The sequence below is a fragment of the Sphingomonas lacunae genome (genome assembly GCF_012979535.1).
GTDB classification, from domain to species: Bacteria; Pseudomonadota; Alphaproteobacteria; order Sphingomonadales; family Sphingomonadaceae; genus Sphingopyxis; species Sphingopyxis lacunae.
Map to the genome: position 1 here is coordinate 1,152,766 of NZ_CP053015.1, position 17,809 is coordinate 1,170,574.

At 62.8% G+C, this 17,809-nt stretch carries 15 protein-coding genes; 5 read left to right on the forward strand and 10 right to left on the reverse strand.

Translation table 11 applies throughout. The annotated features are described in order from the left end of the window. Positions 1–476: 476 nt before the first annotated feature. Positions 477–845: a DUF4870 family protein gene (locus GV829_RS05500; RefSeq protein WP_169944680.1), complete on the reverse strand. Its 369-nt coding sequence runs from the start codon at positions 843–845 to the stop codon at positions 477–479. A gap of 361 nt (positions 846–1,206) precedes the next feature. Between GV829_RS05500 and GV829_RS05505 the strand changes: the two genes are divergently transcribed. Beyond that, positions 1,207–1,416 carry a hypothetical protein gene (locus GV829_RS05505; RefSeq protein ID WP_169944684.1) on the forward strand — a complete coding sequence of 70 codons (210 nt, stop codon included), beginning with the start codon at positions 1,207–1,209 and terminating at the stop codon, positions 1,414–1,416. Between the two features lie 135 nt (positions 1,417–1,551). Here GV829_RS05505 and GV829_RS05510 read toward each other — a convergent pair whose 3' ends face one another. The 6 genes from GV829_RS05510 to GV829_RS05535 form a co-directional block, all read right to left on the reverse strand. Then, positions 1,552–1,965: a DUF4345 family protein gene (locus GV829_RS05510; protein WP_169944688.1), complete on the reverse strand. Its 414-nt coding sequence runs from the start codon at positions 1,963–1,965 to the stop codon at positions 1,552–1,554. Between the two features lie 106 nt (positions 1,966–2,071). Continuing rightward, positions 2,072–6,724, reverse strand: coding sequence for an NAD-glutamate dehydrogenase (locus tag GV829_RS05515; RefSeq protein ID WP_169944699.1), 4,653 nt, complete (start codon positions 6,722–6,724; stop codon positions 2,072–2,074). Positions 6,725–6,936: 212 nt separating this feature from the next. Then, on the reverse strand, positions 6,937–8,364 hold the full coding sequence (locus GV829_RS05520) for a PAS domain-containing protein (protein ID WP_169944703.1): 1,428 nt from the start codon (positions 8,362–8,364) through the stop codon (positions 6,937–6,939). 95 nt (positions 8,365–8,459) lie between these two features. Further along, entirely contained in the window at positions 8,460–9,635 is a 1,176-nt protein-coding gene (locus GV829_RS05525) for an aminotransferase class V-fold PLP-dependent enzyme (RefSeq protein WP_169944706.1), read from the reverse strand. Next, the gene (locus GV829_RS05530) at positions 9,632–10,429 is read right to left on the reverse strand and encodes a tryptophan 2,3-dioxygenase (RefSeq protein WP_169944709.1); all 798 of its coding nucleotides are present in this window, start codon (positions 10,427–10,429) and stop codon (positions 9,632–9,634) included. The genes GV829_RS05525 and GV829_RS05530 overlap by 4 nt, the downstream gene beginning before the upstream one ends. 34 nt (positions 10,430–10,463) lie before the next feature. Then, a complete protein-coding gene (locus tag GV829_RS05535) occupies positions 10,464–10,727 on the reverse strand; it encodes a hypothetical protein (RefSeq protein ID WP_246203068.1) in 264 nt (87 codons plus the stop codon). A 72-nt stretch (positions 10,728–10,799) separates the two neighbouring features. On the opposite strand from GV829_RS05535, the gene GV829_RS05540 reads away from it, so the two are divergent. The 4 genes from GV829_RS05540 (at position 10,800) to GV829_RS05555 (ending at position 14,199) form a co-directional block, all read left to right on the forward strand. Further along, the gene (locus tag GV829_RS05540; RefSeq protein ID WP_169944711.1) at positions 10,800–11,000 is read left to right on the forward strand and encodes a hypothetical protein; all 201 of its coding nucleotides are present in this window, start codon (positions 10,800–10,802) and stop codon (positions 10,998–11,000) included. 85 nt (positions 11,001–11,085) lie between these two features. Beyond that, the gene (locus tag GV829_RS05545; RefSeq protein WP_169944713.1) at positions 11,086–12,666 is read left to right on the forward strand and encodes a phytoene desaturase family protein; all 1,581 of its coding nucleotides are present in this window, start codon (positions 11,086–11,088) and stop codon (positions 12,664–12,666) included. A 233-nt stretch (positions 12,667–12,899) separates the two neighbouring features. Further along, positions 12,900–13,364, forward strand: coding sequence for a c-type cytochrome (locus tag GV829_RS05550; RefSeq protein WP_169944715.1), 465 nt, complete (start codon positions 12,900–12,902; stop codon positions 13,362–13,364). Positions 13,365–13,398: 34 nt separating this feature from the next. Next, positions 13,399–14,199 carry an SDR family NAD(P)-dependent oxidoreductase gene (locus GV829_RS05555; protein ID WP_169947998.1) on the forward strand — a complete coding sequence of 267 codons (801 nt, stop codon included), beginning with the start codon at positions 13,399–13,401 and terminating at the stop codon, positions 14,197–14,199. 9 nt (positions 14,200–14,208) lie between these two features. On the opposite strand, the gene GV829_RS05560 is transcribed toward GV829_RS05555, so the two are convergent. Genes GV829_RS05560 through GV829_RS05570 form a run of 3 tightly spaced genes read right to left on the reverse strand, consistent with a single transcriptional unit; the run spans position 14,209 to position 17,794 of the window. Beyond that, positions 14,209–14,535 carry a DUF167 domain-containing protein gene (locus GV829_RS05560; protein ID WP_246203070.1) on the reverse strand — a complete coding sequence of 109 codons (327 nt, stop codon included), beginning with the start codon at positions 14,533–14,535 and terminating at the stop codon, positions 14,209–14,211. Next, a complete protein-coding gene (locus tag GV829_RS05565) occupies positions 14,532–17,072 on the reverse strand; it encodes an ABC transporter permease (protein WP_169944717.1) in 2,541 nt (846 codons plus the stop codon). The genes GV829_RS05560 and GV829_RS05565 overlap by 4 nt, the downstream gene beginning before the upstream one ends. Beyond that, entirely contained in the window at positions 17,069–17,794 is a 726-nt protein-coding gene (locus tag GV829_RS05570; protein ID WP_169944719.1) for an ABC transporter ATP-binding protein, read from the reverse strand. The genes GV829_RS05565 and GV829_RS05570 overlap by 4 nt, the downstream gene beginning before the upstream one ends. Positions 17,795–17,809 lie beyond the last annotated feature (15 nt).

A 17,809-nucleotide genomic window follows, 5' to 3' on the forward strand; every position in this document is an offset into this window, starting at 1 on the left:
TCCACAAATAGTCCGGATGGCGGGCGCTGGCGCGTGACAGGTCTCACACTCGCTTGGCCCCTTGGCGTCTTGGCGTGAACCCGTTTCCCGCCTTCGCCTGATCCTACTCCGCCAAACCGGACACAGACCCGCTTTCCTACATCATGCCGCCTGTGAGACCCTCTCGGCATGTCCCCGAACCATGTCTGTCAGCCGGTGCGCGCCGTGCGCCGGGTCCGCTTGCGCGGTCGCCGCGATGGCTTGCGTGGCGGGGCGGGTCACGCCGTCGCCGGGGCGCTGCGTTGCTGTCTCAGGTTGACACCACAGCTCCAATACGGCGCTGAAACCCGCAGGCGTCCGTTGTTTCCCCGCGCTGGAGTGTCAACCAGTGTCAACCGGACGGGCGCCACAGTGGGGCGCATTTTTGTCCCGACGTGGGTGTTACCCTGTGGTACCCTGGGGTCGCACACGCTTCATGGGGCGTGACGTTCCCGGGGTCACCACAACAATGTTTCGGGGTCGGGCATCGGCTCCTGTTTTTGCGCGCGGGTCAGGCTGAACACGCTGCGCACCACCAGTTGCACCATCGCGGCCAGCAACAGCGGAAAACCGATCAGCAGGAACATCAATGGCACCGATATGACCGACAGGATGAACCCGATCCAGAATGTCCGGATCAGATAGGTCATGTGGCTTTCTTCCCAGCTGCCGCGCACCTCGTTGCGCCAGACATAGCCCAGCACCAGCCCGACAATCCCGGTGATGCCGAACAGGAAGGAGGATATATAGAGGATGGCAATGATGGTCGGCTTGTTGACGCTGTTCGCCCCGCCGCTGGTGCCGGGCTGGCCGGATGGATCGGTCATCGCTTTATTCCCCCGCTGGCGCGGCCAGGGCTGCCCTGCCGCTCTGTGCGGGGGGGATCATGCCACCAGCGGTCGCGCCTGACCAGCCCTCCGCCACGTCCCGGCGCCGCTCTCCGCGCCCCGATTTATCGTGCAACGCGGGAACCATCGGCGGACCTGTGCATTGGTGCCGGCATGGGCAGGTGAGAGCATGGTTTTCGCGCGGCCCGCGATCCGCTCACCCGCCTTGCGCGGTCGACCCCCCTCGACTGCCCATCGCCCCGGAAACTGCCCCCCGCCGTTTCCGGGGCGATTTCCGCTGTGCCGTGCCGCCCGCCTCCCATCCTTGCCTCTCCCAACCTTGTTTGGCGGGATTTGACCAATGTCAAAGACGCCGTCCGCCTGCCGTGCGAACCAGCCTTCAACACGCGGTCAGGCAGGCCGCAAGCGCACCAACGGACAGGGGAAAGGCAAGCATATGTCAGAGCATCTCACCCAGGCACCCGTGCTGATCTTTGTCGGCATGATGGCGATTTTCGGCCTCGGCATCACCTATTTGTCGGTTGAGGATGCGTTGCGCAGCCGCAAATGATCGCATCCGGGGCGGGCGCCGTATCGCCTCCCCTCGCCAGACAGGGACAGCCGGGCCCGCATGACCCGGCATCCCCCAACAACTCCTCCACTGCCCGGCCTGATGGCCGGGTTTTTGTTTGTGGCTCGGCTCAGCTCAGCTCAACGACAGGCTGATCTTCTGTTCGTGCTTTTTGCCCATCCACAGCATGGCCCCGACCAGCAACAGCACCGACACGCCTTCGACGATGATGGATTGCCGCACCGACCCGGCAAAGGGATCACCCAGCATCACGCCGAGCAGGCGGCCGCCCAGCGCCAGTCCAAAGGCGGCGATGGGCACCAACAGCACCTTGCCATGTTCGGGCCGCAGCGCCGCCCAACAGGCCGCACCACCCGCCAACAGGAAAAAGGCGGAAAAATCGGCGCGGATCGTGTTCATCGCCGCCGCATCGCCGCTGATGCCAAAGGTGTCGACATAGGTTTGCGGATCGATCAGACCCGAAACACCCATCCAGCCAAAGAAAATTCCCCACAGGGCAACGACCCCGCGCACAATCCAATCCATCATCCCATCTCCCTCAGGCGACCGTTGCCGCTCTTGCGGGGAAGAGGCTAGCATTTTGCCGTCCGGCTGCAAGCCATCCCCGAACGCCGTGCGCGCGAGGGAGTGGGCGTCACATGCGGGCGAGCAATGTCCGCGCCTGTCCGGCCAGTTGGGCGAGCATGGCCGGCGACGGATTGGGATTGGCCCTGGCACGCTCGATGAATGTGCGGAATTGCTGCACCCGTCCGCCATTGCGCGCCAGCCAGTCAGCCATCGCCGCCACCGGATCGCCCCCCAACCGACCGATCAGGTCGAGCCGTATTTGCTGGAAATCCCTGCCGAGCCCTGCGACCAACAGTCGTTCCCACGGGTCACTGGGTGCCATTTGCATGGCAATGCCCTGCGCCCAGTCAAGCCCGGTCGCATGGCCCAGTGTGGTGAATGCTTCGGTAAGCGCTACCGGTTCGGCCCCGATCACGCGGGACAGGGCGACAATGCCGATCGACCCGTCAATCTCAGCCAGATGGACAATGCGGTCTGCCAGATCCGCCGGCGCTCCTGCGGCGATCAACCGGGCAGCAAAACTGCGCGCCTGTTCCAGCCCCTCCGGACGCAACAGGCTGTCGCTTGCCTTGTCGAGCGCCGCGACGCCGGGTGACAGATCAGCGACACAGGCAGCCATGGACCGCTCGGCCACACCATGGCGGATCAGATCGGCCATGTGCGCGCGCAGTTCCACCGCCACTTCGCCAAACAGGTTCAACCGCGTGGCTTCGGCCATGTCGGCACTGTCAATCGCGGCCCAAAGCGCCGGGATGTTGAGCAATTTTTCCGCGACAACAAAGGCCTCGACGACATCGCCAATGCCCACACCTTCTTCCTCGGCCAGTTCAAAAGGATGGATCACGCCCATTCGGTTGATCATCCGGTTGGCGACCTTGGTGGCGACAATCTCGTTGCGCAGCTTGTGCGCCACGATGGCATCGCGATGCGCGCTGACCATGGCCGGCGGGAACGCAGCGAGCAACTCGTCTTCCATCAGCGGGTCCATGCCAATCTGCCGCTCCTCGGCGGCATCCTGCACGGTCAATTTGGCGGTCGACAGAATGACCGCAAGTTCGGGCCGGGTCAGGCCGCGTTGTTCCTGGGCACGGCGCATCAGCTCGTCATTGGCCGCCAGGCCTTCGACCGTGCGATCCAGCCTGCCATCGGCCTCAAATTGCTCTATAAGCCGGATCATGGTCGGCAACGCCTGGGCACCGCCCCGCTCGGCAATCGACAGCGCCAGCGCCTGCAACCGGTTGTCGGCCAGAACCAGTTCCGCCACATCGTCGGTCATGCCGGCCAGCAACAGGTTGCGGCTGTCTTCGGCCAGGCGGCCTTCGCGCACTTCCGTATTGAGCGCGATCTTGATGTTGACTTCATTGTCCGAACAATCGACGCCCGCCGAATTGTCGATGAAATCGGTATTGATCCGTCCTCCGCGGGCGGCAAAGGCAATGCGCGCGGCCTGGGTGATGCCCAGATTGGCGCCTTCCCCGACCACCTTGACCCTCAGCGCCTCGGCATTGACGCGCAACCGGTCATTGGCCGGATCGCCAACTTCGGCATTATTCTGCGCGGCTGCTTTGACATAGGTGCCGATGCCGCCGAACCACAACAGGTCGGCAGGGGCCTGCAATATGGCGGACATTAGCGCCAAGGGTTCCATGCTGTCCGCCTGGATGCCCAGCGCTGCCTGCGCCTCGGCTGATAGCGGAATGCTCTTTTGACTGCGCGGGAACACTCCGCCGCCCGTGCTGATCAGCTGGGGGTCATAATCGGCCCAACTGGAACGAGGCAGGTTGAACAGCCGGGACCGCTCCTGCCAGCTGGCCGCGGCATCAGGGTCGGGATCGATGAAAATGTGGCGATGATCAAAGGCGGCGACCAGCCGGATCGACCGGGACAACAACATCCCGTTGCCGAAGACATCGCCCGACATGTCACCCACGCCGACCACGGTGACCGGGTCGGCCTGCACATTGACGCCCATTTCGAGGAAGTGGCGTTGCACCGACAGCCAGGCACCGCGGGCGGTTATGCCCATGGCCTTGTGATCATAGCCGTTGGATCCGCCGCTGGCAAAGGCATCGCCCAGCCAGAAATCCCGTTCCAGAGCAAGGGCATTGGCCACGTCGCTGAAGGTTGCGGTGCCCTTGTCCGCCGCAACGACGAAATAGGGGTCTTCGCCGTCAAGCACTGTGACGTCGGCCGGGTGGACAACCGTGTCGCCGGACAGATTATCGGTGATCGACAGCAATGTCCGGATGAAGATGCGATAGCATTCGGTTCCCTCAGCAAGCCATGCGTCACGATCCGTCGCCGGATCAGGCAATTGTTTGGGATAGAAACCGCCTTTGGCGCCGGTCGGCACAATGACGGCATTCTTCACCCGCTGCGCCTTCATCAGGCCCAATATTTCCGTGCGGAAGTCGTCGCGCCGGTCCGACCAGCGCAGGCCGCCGCGTGCCACCGGGCCGGCGCGCAGGTGGATGCCCTCGACACGGGGAGAATAGACAAAAATCTCTCTCCAAGGCAGCGGTTTGGGCAAACCGGGCACGCGGGCGCTGTCGAGTTTGAAGGCCAGGGCTTCGCTGGCGGCCGGTGCAAAGGCATTGGTCCGCACCGTGGCCTCGATGAAGGCCAGGATCAGTCGCAAGATGCGGTCATCGTCGATCGCCGCAACTTGATCCAGCCCAGCCATGATAGCGGCATGTGCGACCTCTGCCTCCTTGGCTGAACGGCGCTGCGGATCATGGCGGGCGATGAACAACGCCATCAGGGCGCGGGTCACAACCGGCGCGCCACGCAGCGCCTGGACAAAGGTTGCCAGCCCATAGGTGACACCGGCTTGGCGCAGATAGCGAAAGGCCGCGCGCAGCCAGACAACCGCATCGGGATCAAGGTCGGCGCTGATCACCAACTGGTTGAACGCGTCATTCTCGGCCGCCATTGACAGGACGGCGGCTATCGCCTGTTCGGCAATCGCTTCCCGGGTCGCATCGCCGAAAGGTGAGGGGTTCCCCGTTGCGCTGCCAAGCAGGAAGTCATGGATATGCGAGTGGCCGTCGGTCAGCGCGGTCGGCTGCTCCTCGATCACGGTGAAACCGAAATTTTCAAGTGCCGGCACGACCCGGGACAAGGCAAGCGGGCCTTTGCTGCTATAGACTTTCAGACGGAACGGGCCGTCGGCATCGGTGCATGGGATCAACCTGACACGGATCTGTTGCTGCTCGTTGAGTTCGCGCAGACTCAATATGTCGCGCGCCGCCTCTTCCGGTGCGTGATTGATGCGATAGGCTTGGGGGAAGAGCGGGGCAAAGCGATGGGCGAGGGCCGTCGCCCGGCCTTCGTCGCCCAATGCCGCCAGCGCCTCCTCTATCCCCGGTGCCCAGCCACGGACCATGGCCTCCAGTTCACGATCCAGTTCGTCCAGATCTGGAACCACACCGCCATCGCGCAGGTCGAGCGTATAGCGCAGCAGGGCGGCGCCGCCGTCTTCCATCGCGACGCTCCAGCCAAGCAGCTTCGCTTTCGCCCGTTCGATCAAAAGCGACTGGATCGCCAAGCGCCGGCTGGTCGAAACCTCATCCCGTGGCAGCCAAACAAAGGCGAACAAATGGCGTTGCAACGGCGCTTCGAGCAGATGCAGCTTGGGTCTCGGCCGATCAGCAATCGACATGGCGGCCAGCGCCAGTGACTCAAGCTGGGCCGAATCGGCCGCAACCAGCAGATCATGGGGCAATTGTGTCAGAACATGCGCCAGCGCCTTCCCGGCATGGCCGGCAGGGTCGAAACCGAATTTCTGCATCAGTTCGGCGAGCGCCGTTCGCAGCAGGGGCACGCGCTCAGGCGGCGTCGAGAGGGCGGCGCTGGTCCAAAGGCCGGCGTGGACCGACAAGCCAGCCACCCCGCCTTCTCCATGAATCGGCAGGATGATGAGGTCGATCAACACACGCCGGTGAACCGACGAAATGCGGTTGGATTTGACCATCAGCGGCACACGTCCGCCGCCGGCAAACCAGCCAAGAGCCGCGTCAATGGTGGCGTCGGCCAGCAATGGCGGGCCTTCCGTCCGGCATATCCCCAACGCATCCTGTCCGCGGGCCTTGCCGACATGGCGTTCATGACCCAACTGGGTGAAATTGCGATCGAGAAACCAGCGCAACAGTGCCGATGCCTCACCGTCGCCAATGCGGCTTGCATCATCCTGCATCGCCGCCTGCATTTTCAACCAGTCGCTGACTGCCGCCCTGACATCACGCAGGACATCGTCGATGGCGGTGACCAGATCACGCCGGACGCGCGCGTCCGCGCGTTCAATCTCCATATAGATAAGGGATTCGCGCCGTTCGCCGCTGGCGTCGCGCCCCAATAACTCGATCAGCTTGCCCTCGGCGTCGCGACGCACCGCGACCACCGGGTGAATGATGCTGTCGACGGTCAATCCTGCGGCAGCCACGGCACCTGCGACTGAATCAACCAGAAAGGGCATGTCATCATTGACAATGCCCAAACGCATCCTGCGCGATCCCGCGCTGCCGCTTACGGTTTCCAGTCTGACGGAAGGCTGCCCGCCTTCGCGCTGCATGGCCAGTTCGAGCATGAACCGGGCTGCATCGGTCCAGCCTTCCCGGGTCCGGCCAAGCTCATCATCAGGCAGGGCGCTGTCGATCAGGGCGGATTCAATCGCGCGGGCCAGGGGATTCAGGGGATTATTTGCTGCTGCGCTGTCCGACATGGTGCCTCGGCCTGTTTGCCGCGGGTCGTTTCGTCCGTTCGGTCGTCGGGCCATCCTGCCCATTGGCGCACCGTCGACGAGCCTCTCCCGCTCCTCAGGGTGAAGCCTGTTCTATGCGCCTGTCGGCTCCGGGGCTCAACCCCCCAGTGCGAACTTTTGTACAAAAAAGGGAAATAAAATTACTATCAACTGCAACCGGTTTGGGCCGGATTTCAGTCCAAAAGGGTGCGAGCGGCGCGTTTGAGAGCTCTTTGGGTCAGGGTCTCGGACTGAGGCAATTGGGCAACGACGGACAGGGTGCCGCTCTGTTCGCGTCGAGCCACAAGGACGATGAATTCTCCATCATCGTTGCCGGAGCCCATTGCAACGTCGCCAATTGCTGGCGCAGCGCGAAGGGTGGCGATCATGTCGGCCGTGTCACCTGCCTGCGTGTCTTGGCCCCGGCTGGAACGCCTGATGTCTCTGACCAGCCCTTTCAGGCCGCCCTGATAGGCCGAAAGATAGGCCGGCAGACTGTCCGGCGCTATTTGCTCGCGCGCGGCATGGACTAGCACGGCGGCATATTCGGCCAGCCGTGTCTTGTCGTGTCCGGCGCCAAACACAAGTTTGACGATGGGCGTCATTGGTGAGCGGGTGGAATGCTGCAAACCTGCTTCCTGCAGCAATTCGCGATAATCTTCAGGGGCTGATTGGGTGGCTATGGCAAAGCCCCATGCCCTGCCAATCGCATTATAAAGGGCGGCATGGCCGCGCGCATTGACGTGCGCCGCCGTGTCTGCGCTTTCACGCGCGCTGGCGAGCCAATCGGCGAGGCTGGCATCAGCCGGATCGAACAGTGGCGTGTCCAGAGTGAGCACGTCTTCGTCATTTTCGTCCCCAGTCAAGGGGAGGCTGGTCGCCGCCGGTTCGCCATCCCGCAATGAGGCATTGGGGCTGTCTTCGCGGGAAATGACCATCTGCTTGCGCGGAGCGCGAAGGGGGCCTTCCTCCATCAGCGAGGGCATCAGCGGCCTGTCGCTGTCCGAATCCGGACCATCCGCCCACACTGGCGCGGTTGGCCGATGGTGCACCGGCACATTGGAGGCAGCCTCCATTTCCGCAGCCAGTGCATCGACCAGTTCAGGCTCGGCGGCTTGTTTCCAGTTGATGACACCCAGAATGAAGTCAATTGTGTCGTCATCCGACGAAAAGGGCAGCAAAACGCCGCGATACAGGATGGTTGCCCCACGCGAGTTGACGAACTCGGCTTCGAAACCGATCGGTGCGCGGTTGGCGATGATCTGCAGATAATGGTCGGTCAGCCGCGACAGCAGTGAACGACGCGGGACATCGGCAATATAGTGGATGCTGTCGTCCAGCTCGCATTCGCGTGCCAACGATTCGCCGACGAAGCCGAGGGCCGGGTTTTCGATCCCGCTGGTGAAATCCAGCAGCACCGCATTGGGGCCGAAATCGCCCAAATTATCGAGGTCGAGTGAATCGATCGCGGGAAAGGAGCGGCCGTCGAGGAGCTTGGCCCAAAAGTTGTAAGCGCGCACATGCATGCGCCGTTCGTCTTGGCCGATCATCGGCGGCGCCTCTATCCCCGGCGCATCCGTCGACAATCCGTCACTGTCATAGCCTCTGCGAAGACTGTCCATTTGCCAAGGGTCCCGGGTTGCACTCGACGCGATTATGGACCGTGGCGAGTAAACAGCGGGTTAAGTATGCCGCGACAAAGCGCTCAAATGCTTGGTCAAAGCTGGTGCAGGCAATCGGCCAACTGTTCGGTGTCGGTCGCCGTCTGGTAAAGGCCGAACCCGATGCGCAGCACATCGCCCCGGACATCGGTGACAACATCCATCCCTGCCAGGGCGGCTTGCCATGCGGTCGCATGGGGAGATTGCAGCGCCAGAAAGCGGGCCTGATTATGTCCAAGGCTCGGCGGGTTGAGCAGAGTCGCCCCGGCAAGGGCGCTGGAATCCAGCGATCCCAGCACGGCATCGCGAATTGCCGCGCAATGGGCAGAGATAGCGTCGGTCCCCAACCCGGTCTCAGCCAGCATGTCGCGCACCGCAACAAAGCGGTAGAGGCCCGACGGATCAAAAGTGGCGCCCATGAACCGGGACGCGTCGTTGGCATAGCCCACCATGCCTGGCGGCAGGGACAGATCGTCAAACTCCGCATACCAGCCGGTCAGTAGCGGCCTTGGCACAAATCCCGGGGGGCAATGCATCAGCGCGATGCCTTCACCAGCCATGGCGTATTTGTATCCGCCGGCCAGATAGAAGACGCGGTCATGGATCTGGGACAAATCAGTGTCCAGCGCCATGAAGGAATGATAGCCGTCAATCGCAACCCAAGGCCCCGCTGGATCAGCCAGATCGGCCAGAGCGTCCAGCCCGTCTATCACATGGCCGCTGCCGAACTGGACATGGCTGGCGACCAGGATATCAGGTTCAAATCGTCCTGCGGCTTCGATCAGCCTCGCCGTTGTGCCCGGCCCGGCCGGCACCGTCTCCAGCACAGCCAGACCCGCTTCCACCCAGCGCGCGGCCTGCCTGCGAAAACTGTGGAACTCGCCGTCACTCGCCAACAGGCGGACCGGGCGTTGTCGGGGGCCACGATCCACCGACGCGAACAAGCGGATAAGGAAGTCATGGGTATTGCCGGCAAAGACAATGCTCGAAGGATCGGGCAGGTTCAGTTCGGCGGCAACATGCCTCTGGGCGGCAGGCCATATTTCGCCCATCACCCGGTCCCATTTGTGATCGGCCAGGCGCGCCGCATCCTGCCATGCTGCCATTTGTCCGACATAGCTGGCATCAGGCCACAAATGATGGCTGTGCGCGGCAAAGTGCAGCCGCTCAGGCGCGGCCGCCAGTGTCCTTTGGAACAGGTGTCGCCAATCGCCAGCCGCTGATCCGTTCACAAGGCGGTCCTCAGCGACCAGAGTTCGGGAAAGGCGCGCTTGCCCAGTGTTGACTGGAGATAGGCGACGCCAGCCGTGCCGCCGGTACCCCGCTTGCCCCCCATCACCCGCGATACGGTGAGGACATGGCGGTGACGCCAACTGGCAAGCGCATCATCAATATCGACCAGCTTTTCCGCAAGCTGATAGAGCGCCCACCAACGCCCTGTGTCACGATAGACCTCCACCCAGCCACTTTCCACCTCCGCCATCGGCTCATAGGGTTGCGTCCAGTCCCGGGCGAGCGCCGTCGGCGGCAAGTCAAATCCGGCGCGGGCAAGCGCTCCATTGGCTGCATCCCATAGGCTCGGTCGTGCGGCGGCGGCGGCGGTCAAGGGGCCATGCCGTACCGAATCGCGCACACCCAGCATGACTTCAAGTGCACGGAACTGGTCCGACTGGAAGCCGCTGCTGCCTCCCAGAACATGGCGAAACCTGCTGTAATCGGACGGAGTCATTGTCGTCAGCACGTCCCAGGACATGGTCATCACTGCCTGGATCCGCGATACGCGGGCCAGCGCCTTATAGGCTTCAACCAGTTGGTCCTCGTCGATAAGTCCGATTGCGGTGCCTACTTCCAGTATCGCCTGCTTTAGCCACAATTCCTTGGTCTGATGGATGATGATGAACAGCATTTCGTCATGTTCGTCAGACAGCGGATGTTGTGCCGACAGTAATTGGTCGAGGCCCAGATAACGGCCATAGGTCATTGCCGCATCGCTGGCTTCGGAACGGGTGGGGTCTTTGTCGGTCATGCCGCTGCCTACCCCAAACTGGTTGCAATGGAAACTAGTGTCGTTCAGCCTTCCACAGCGTATCGAGATAGCGGTTGGCTGCGTCGCGCTGCACCGGATCGTCAAAGGCCTCGGCTGGTGGTGGGGCTGCTGCGAAACTGTCAAGCAATACCCACAGTGCAAAGCGCCGTTCGGGCGAGCGCTCCATGCCGAAATCAATGGCCAGCCGTCCAATACCGGCGCTCAGCGTCGTCTCGTCCAGCGTGTCGGGGTCATCGCTATGAAAATAGTGAAGGAGCAGGGCGTCAAGATCCATCATCCAACCATGCGCCCTCTGTCATGCCTTGCGCAAGTCTTGCCGATGCCATGCGGCTGGCGCATGAGGGTCCCCATGCGCAGCATTTCGCTTGAACATCCTGTCCGCCTGTATCTCCTCGACGATGCTGTCGAAGGTGGCGCAGCTATTACCCTCCTCTACGGAACATTGGCCGAGGCGCTGGCAGAGGCCGCACGCCAGCCTGAAGAGGTACAGGCGGGGCTGATCATCCAGACCCAGGATGATGTCGTCGCCTATCTCGACATAGTTGATTGATGACCGGGGCATGCGGAGTGCTTCGCGCCTTGTTTCGATTCGCGGATGAAGCGGCAAGTCCAAGCCTGAAAGTTGAACCGGCACCATGACTCGATCCTATGACGCGATCATCATCGGCGGTGGCCACAATGGCCTTGTCTGCGCCTTTTATCTTGCGCGGGCGGGCTTGAAGGTTCGGGTGCTGGAACGGCGGCATCTGGTGGGTGGCGCGGCCGTGACAGAGGAGTTCCATCCCGGATTCCGCAATTCCACCGCCAGCTACACGGTCAGCCTGCTCTCGCCCAAGGTGATTGCCGACATGGGGCTGATGGACGAGGGGTATCGGGTGATCGAACGGCCGGTGTCAAACTTCCTGCCACAGGCCGATGGCGGATATCTGCTGCTCGGCGGCGGGCTCGAACGGACTCAGGCGGAGTTTCGCAAATTCTCCAAGCATGATGCCGACATCCTGCCGGCTTATTATGACGCGCTGGAAGGCGTTGCCGATGTGCTCCGCGACCTGACGCTGAAGTCCCCACCCAATGTCGGCGATGGATTGCGCCTGTTGGTCGATGGCTTTTCGCAAGGACGGCGATTGACCGGCCTGTCGCTGGAAGCCAAGCGCGACCTGCTCGACCTGTTCACCAAATCGGCCCGCACCTTCCTCGATGGCTGGTTTGACAGCGAGCCGGTCAAGGCTGCGTTCGGTTTCGATGCGGTGGTCGGCAATTATGCCAGCCCGGACACGCCGGGCAGCGCCTATGTCCTGCTCCACCATGTGTTTGGAGAGGTGAATGGCAAGAAGGGCGCGTGGGGCCATAGCGTTGGCGGCATGGGCGCCATTACCCAGGCGATGGCGCGGGTGTGTGGCAGGGCCGGGGTAGAGATCAGCCTTGAGGCCCCTGTCGAGCGGGTTCTGGTCGATGGCGGCAAGGTCGCCGGGGTGCGGCTTGAGTCGGGTACGGAAATCCATGCGCCGATTGTCGCCGCCAATGTCGGTCCGCGCCTGCTCTACGGCCGGATGGTCGATGGCGGCGATCTGCCCGCCGATTTCCGCCGCCGTATCGGCTCCTTCAAGGCGGGATCGGGCACCTTCCGGATGAATGTCGCGCTCAGTGAATTGCCCAACTTTTCCTGCCTGCCCGGCGCGGGGGATCATCATCAATCGGGCATCATCCTCGCCCCGACGCTCGATTATATGGACAGGGCCTTTACCGACGCGAAAGTCCATGGCTGGTCAAGGGCGCCGATTGTCGAAATGCTGATTCCCTCGACGGTGGACGACAGTCTCGCACCGCCGGGCCGGCATGTTGCCAGTCTCTTCTGCCAGCAGTTCGCTCCCGACCTGCCTGATGGTCGCAGCTGGGATGATGAACGTGAGGCCGCAGCAGATACGATTTTTGATACGATCGAGGCTGTGGCTCCGGGGTTCAAGGCGTCGGTTATCGACCGACAGATCCACTCGCCGCTCGACTTGGAACGCAAGTTCGGCCTGATCGGCGGAGACATCATGCATGGCAACATGACGCTTGATCAGCTGTGGTCTGCCCGTCCGATGCTCGGTCACGGCAATTATCGCGGGCCGGTAAAGGGCCTTTACATGTGCGGTGCGGGCACACACCCTGGCGGCGGAGTTACTGGTGCGCCAGGCCACAATGCCGCACGGGAGATTTTGCGGGACCGTTGATCGGCCTTTCATTTCGCGATCACGTCGCTTGATCGGCGCCGGGCATGACGACGGGACGGAAAATCCTGCGATCAGCACTCGCATTGATCGCAGGACGGGCATATGTCTGGTCGGCGGCTGACATTGGCGATACCTTGGGTGAGGCAGTGTCGGTCTGTCAGTAATGCGTGCGGCTCTAGATCGCCCGCGTGCCAACATGATTGCGGGTCCGCCCGCGACAGGGGATTTTTGTGATGACCGTGATCCGAAAGCTTGCCTTTGCGTCGCTCGCCGTCTCGGCGCTTGGCCTTGCCGCTTGCGGCCAGCCGGCGGACAGCGACTCTGCTGCTGATGCGGCATCGTCCGCACCAGCCGATTCCGCGCCTGAAGCGGCGGCTGTCACTTTTGCCAGTCTGACAGGGGATGCCGCTAAGGGTGAGACTGTCTACAATCAGTGCCGGGCCTGCCACTCGGTCGAGCCTGATCGCAATGGCGTCGGTCCCTCGTTGCATGGCGTGGTCGGACGCGTTTCGGGGGCTGTGCCCGGCTATGCCTACAGCGAAGCGAACAAGGCCGGCCATCTGACCTGGACACCCGAAGTGCTGTTTAACTATCTCGAAAATCCGTCGCGAATGGTGCAGGGAACGAAAATGTCGTTCATGCTCCGTGATCCACAACAGCGGGCGGACGTGATCGCCTATCTTGAAACCTTGAAATAAGGGCGGACCGGCGAGGCCGCCCATGGGAGTGACCATGACGGCGGCCTTTTCCTCCATCCCCTTTCCCTTGGCCGGGCGCACGGCTCTGATCACCGGGGCCTCCTCGGGATTGGGTGCGCGCTTTGCTCGGCTCTATGCCGCTGCTGGCGCCAATGTCGTTTTCGGCGCCCGCCGTCTCGACCGGGTGCAAGGGCTCGCGGACGAGATCAATGGCGCGGGGGGACAGGCGCTCGCTCTGGCGCTGGATGTCACTGACGAAGCTTCGATCATCGCCGCCTATGATGCTGCCGAAGGGCGCTTTGGCACGGTCGATACAATCATCGCCAACGCCGGGACCAGTGCGGCCGGGCGTTCGACCGAAGTGTCGGCCGACGACATACGCATGGTCACCGACACCAACTTCACCGGCGTCTACCTTACCGCACGCGAAGGGGCGAAGCGCCTGGTGGCCCGCAATCTTGCGGACCCTGCCTTTCGCGCCCAGGAAAGGGGCCGGATCATCCTGATCGGTTCGATTACCGCCCATCTCACCGCGCAGGGCGATGTCGCCTATGCTGCCGGCAAAGCGGCGGTTGCTCACCTCGGTCGCAATTTCGCCCGGGAATGGGTTCGACAGGGAATCAACGTCAATGTCATCCAGCCAGGATACATCAGCACCGAAATTGCCGGCGACTGGTTCGATACCGCAGGTGGCAAGGCCCAGATCGCAGGTTTTCATCGTCGCCGGATGCAGGATGCGGCTTCGCTTGATCCGATGATGCTCTATCTCGCCTCGGATGCCTCGGCGTCGATAACCGGGGCGGTGATTGATCTCGACGACGGCCAGTCACTCTGACCCTGGCCTTCAACGGGCCGAACAAGCCATCAGTGCGGTCAATCGCTCCGCTAGGACGGCCCCGTCGCCGCGTATGAGCACGCGCTTGATGCGAGAGGCGTCGCCCGCTTCCAACAGGGCAGCGCCCTTTGCGACACCCAGCGTCTTGGCGATAAAGGCCAGCAGTGCCGCATTCGCTGCGCCATCCACAGGTGGTGCGGTAACGGCGACAGCAAGCGCCGGTCCATCAGGAAGTTCGACCACTCCCTTGATCGCGCTGCGCGATGCCTTGGGGTTGGCCTTGACACGGATGCTCAATCCCTCTGGCGTCACCAACCAGGGTACAGGCAGGCTCACAGCGATCGCAGGGCTTCTGCCGGACGCACTGACATCAGCGGGATGGAGCCCACCAGCCCGATGCCGAGTGTTATCACGGCTCCGCCGGCCAGCGTTGACAGCACCACCACCCAATCCGGCGACCATTGAAAGTCGAACACACCGGTGATCACATACCAGGCCGCCAATCCGCCCAACACCAGCGCCACGCTGGCCAGTATGGCAGCGAGCATCGCATATTCGATAAACTGAGCCCCCAGCACCTGCCAGCGCGTGGCACCCAGAGTCTTCATGATGACGCTGTCATAGGCGCGTGACTGCCGCGACGCAGCAATCGCGCCGATCAGCACGGCAATCCCGGCGAGAATGGTGATCGAGGCTGCGGCAAGAATCGCGCTCGACATCTGCTCAAGCAGTCCGGTGACCTGGGTCAGCACTTCTCCCACGGCGATGATGCTGACCGAGGGAAACTGGCTGAGCAATGCCCGGGATACCTTGCCCTCGCGGGCCGGGTCCATGCTGATGGTCGCCGCGAATGTGTGGGGTGCACTGGCCAGCGTGTTGGGGGAGAAGACGAGGATATAGTTGAACCCCATCGTGTCCCAATTGACCTGACGCAGGGACGCAATCTCTGCCTCTATCTCTCGACCCAGCACGCTCACGGTCAAGCTGTCGCCGACCTTCAGGTCGAGCAGATCGGCCGCCTCCTGGTCAAGGCTGACCAATGGCCGCCCCGCATAGTCTTCGGGCCACCATTCGCCATCAGTGATTTCGCTGCCCGGTGGCAGGTCTTTGGCATAGGTCACACCACGCTCACCGCGCAGGAACCAGGCGCCCTCGGGAATCTCGGCAAGATCAGCGACGCGTATATCCTTATAGGCGATGATCGTCCCGCGCAGGGCTGGAACCATTTCAATTTTCGCGTCCGGCGCCTCGCGTTTCACGGCGGCCCGGAATTCAGCCTCCTGGCCGGACGGGACATCCAGCACAAATTGCGTCGGCGCCGTTGCTGGCACTGTTCGTTCAATCTCGCGGTTCAGGCTGGTTTCGATGGCCGCCAGTGTGACAAACAGGGTCAGCGCCAGCCCCAGCGCGATGACCAACGCAGGAGTCTGTGCGCCGGGGCGATAAAGGTTGGCCACCGCCAGCCTCAACAATGGCTTGCGCGGTCGCTTGATCCGTTGTGCGGTCCAGCGCACACCCCATCCCAGCAGGAACAAAAGGCCCAGAACCGCGGCGACCGACGCCAGCACCATCGCCGAGAAAAAGGGCTCACGCGCGGTCAGCAGCGCAACGGCCAATATGCCCGCGACAGAGGCTGCCACGCCTGCCAGCGTCCGCCGGTCGATGCTCCAGCGCCCTTCGACGGTGGCCCGGAAGATGGCTGCGGCCGGCTGGGTCCGTGCACGCGCCAGCGGCGGCAGGGTGAATACCAGCGTGATAAGTACGCCATAGGTCGCCGCGACCAGCAGGGGTAGCGGTTGCAGGGAGAGACCCGGTTGCACCGGCAAAACATCGCCAAGCAGCGCGATAATCGCGGGCGGCAGCAATGCCCCGATCATCAGGCCGGACAGAATGGCCACCCCGGCAATCGCCGCAACCTGCAACAGATAGATGCGCATGATGTCGCCCGATCGCGCACCCAACACCTTGAAGGTGGCGATGCCGCCGCGCTTTCCGCCGAGATAGGAAGATACGCCATTGCTGACGCCAATCCCCGCAATGACCAGCGCGGTCAGGCCGATCAGGCCCAGAAACTGCCCCATGCGTTCAAAGAAGCGATTGGCACCGGGTGCGGCCCGGTCGCGATTCTTGATTTCGACACCGGCGGTCGCCATCGCCTTTTTCAGGGTGTCGGCCTGTTCTGCGGCATCAGCCCCTGCGGGCAATCGCACGCGATATTTGCTGGTGTAAAGGCTGCCCGGCTGGATCAGGCCGGACCGCATAACGCCCTCGACATTGGTCAGCGCGACCGGGCCGAGAGTGAAGCCTTCACCGACCCGGTCAGGCTCATTGCCGATGATACCCGCGATACGATAGGCGGCGTCGCCATAGCGCAGCGTGTCACCCACCGACAGGTCCAGCCGGTCGACCAGCGACTGGCCAACAAGGATCGTTTCGGCGGTCAGCGGGGGCGGTGCGCTGCCATCCTTGAGCGTCAGGCGGCCATAGAGCGGATAGGCACCATCAACCCCTTTCAGCTCGCTCAAAATGGCTGTCGGAGCGCCGTCAACCGCAACATCCTCCGGTCGCTGCGCCATGGCGCGCATCCGGATGGTTGCGCTGGTTGGTCCCAGCGCTCGCAATTGAGCCAATTCCTGTTCGCTCGCCTGACGCTGCGACACAGCGACCTCCAGGTCGCCGCCAAGCAATGTCTGGCCGCGCGCCGCCAACTCGGCAGTGATGCTGGCGGTCAGGCTACCAATGGCCGCCAGCGTGCCGACTCCCAGCAACAAACAGATGAACAACAGCCTCAGACCGCGCAGTCGGGCGTTGAGGTCGCGCCTTGCCAGCGTCCATGCCTGCTGCCAGCTGATGAGCCCTTGTGTGCCGTTCATGCTGCTGCCGCTGCGATGCTGTCGGCAATGATGCGTCCGTCACGCATTTCGACGACGCGGTCACACCGTGCCGCCAGGGCCGGATCATGGGTGATGATCACCAGTGTCGCTTCGCTCGCCTTTTGGCGCTCGAACAACAGGTTGATGATCGAGGCACCGGTTGCTGCGTCGAGGTTGCCAGTCGGCTCATCGGCAAAGATGATTGACGGCCGCCCCGCCATGGCGCGAGCGATGGCCACGCGCTGTTGCTCGCCGCCGGAAAGCTGTGCCGGATAATGGTCGATCCTGTGCCCCAGGCCAACTGCCTCCAGTTCGGTGGCAGCCCTGGCAAAGGCGTCAGCCTGCCCGTCCAGTTCCAGCGGAACCGCGACATTTTCGAGCGCTGTCATCGTCGGCAACAGGTGAAAGCTTTGCAGGACAATGCCGATCCGACCGCGCCGGGCGGTGGCCAGCGCGTCCTCGTCAAGGCTGGTAAAATCGATCCCGGCGACCTGCACCGTGCCGCCGCTGGCCTTTTCCATGCCGGTCAATGTGGCCATCAGGGATGATTTGCCTGAACCCGACGCTCCCAGGATCGCGATGCTGGCACCCCGATCAATGTCGAGGTCCACTCCCTTCAATATCTCGACCGGTGCCTCACGCGTTCCCAGCACCAGCGTGACATTGCGCGCGCTGACGGCGATACTATCTTGATCGGTGGCCGATTGGCTGGTCCCATGCATGGCGAAAGGCGCTTC

What these genes read in the sequence shown, in the direction of transcription:
- GV829_RS05500 (WP_169944680.1), bottom strand. Translation starts at nt 845, where the DNA reads ATGACCGATCCATCCGGCCAGCCCGGCACCAGCGGCGGGGCGAACAGC.
- GV829_RS05505 (WP_169944684.1), top strand. Translation starts at nt 1,207, where the DNA reads ATGTCAAAGACGCCGTCCGCCTGCCGTGCGAACCAGCCTTCAACACGC.
- GV829_RS05510 (WP_169944688.1), bottom strand. Translation starts at nt 1,965, where the DNA reads ATGATGGATTGGATTGTGCGCGGGGTCGTTGCCCTGTGGGGAATTTTC.
- GV829_RS05515 (WP_169944699.1), bottom strand. Translation starts at nt 6,724, where the DNA reads ATGTCGGACAGCGCAGCAGCAAATAATCCCCTGAATCCCCTGGCCCGC.
- GV829_RS05520 (WP_169944703.1), bottom strand. Translation starts at nt 8,364, where the DNA reads ATGGACAGTCTTCGCAGAGGCTATGACAGTGACGGATTGTCGACGGAT.
- GV829_RS05530 (WP_169944709.1), bottom strand. Translation starts at nt 10,429, where the DNA reads ATGACCGACAAAGACCCCACCCGTTCCGAAGCCAGCGATGCGGCAATG.
- GV829_RS05535 (WP_246203068.1), bottom strand. Translation starts at nt 10,727, where the DNA reads ATGATGGATCTTGACGCCCTGCTCCTTCACTATTTTCATAGCGATGAC.
- GV829_RS05540 (WP_169944711.1), top strand. Translation starts at nt 10,800, where the DNA reads ATGCGCAGCATTTCGCTTGAACATCCTGTCCGCCTGTATCTCCTCGAC.
- GV829_RS05545 (WP_169944713.1), top strand. Translation starts at nt 11,086, where the DNA reads ATGACTCGATCCTATGACGCGATCATCATCGGCGGTGGCCACAATGGC.
- GV829_RS05550 (WP_169944715.1), top strand. Translation starts at nt 12,900, where the DNA reads ATGACCGTGATCCGAAAGCTTGCCTTTGCGTCGCTCGCCGTCTCGGCG.
- GV829_RS05555 (WP_169947998.1), top strand. Translation starts at nt 13,399, where the DNA reads ATGACGGCGGCCTTTTCCTCCATCCCCTTTCCCTTGGCCGGGCGCACG.
- GV829_RS05565 (WP_169944717.1), bottom strand. Translation starts at nt 17,072, where the DNA reads ATGAACGGCACACAAGGGCTCATCAGCTGGCAGCAGGCATGGACGCTG.
- GV829_RS05570 (WP_169944719.1), bottom strand. Translation starts at nt 17,794, where the DNA reads ATGCATGGGACCAGCCAATCGGCCACCGATCAAGATAGTATCGCCGTC.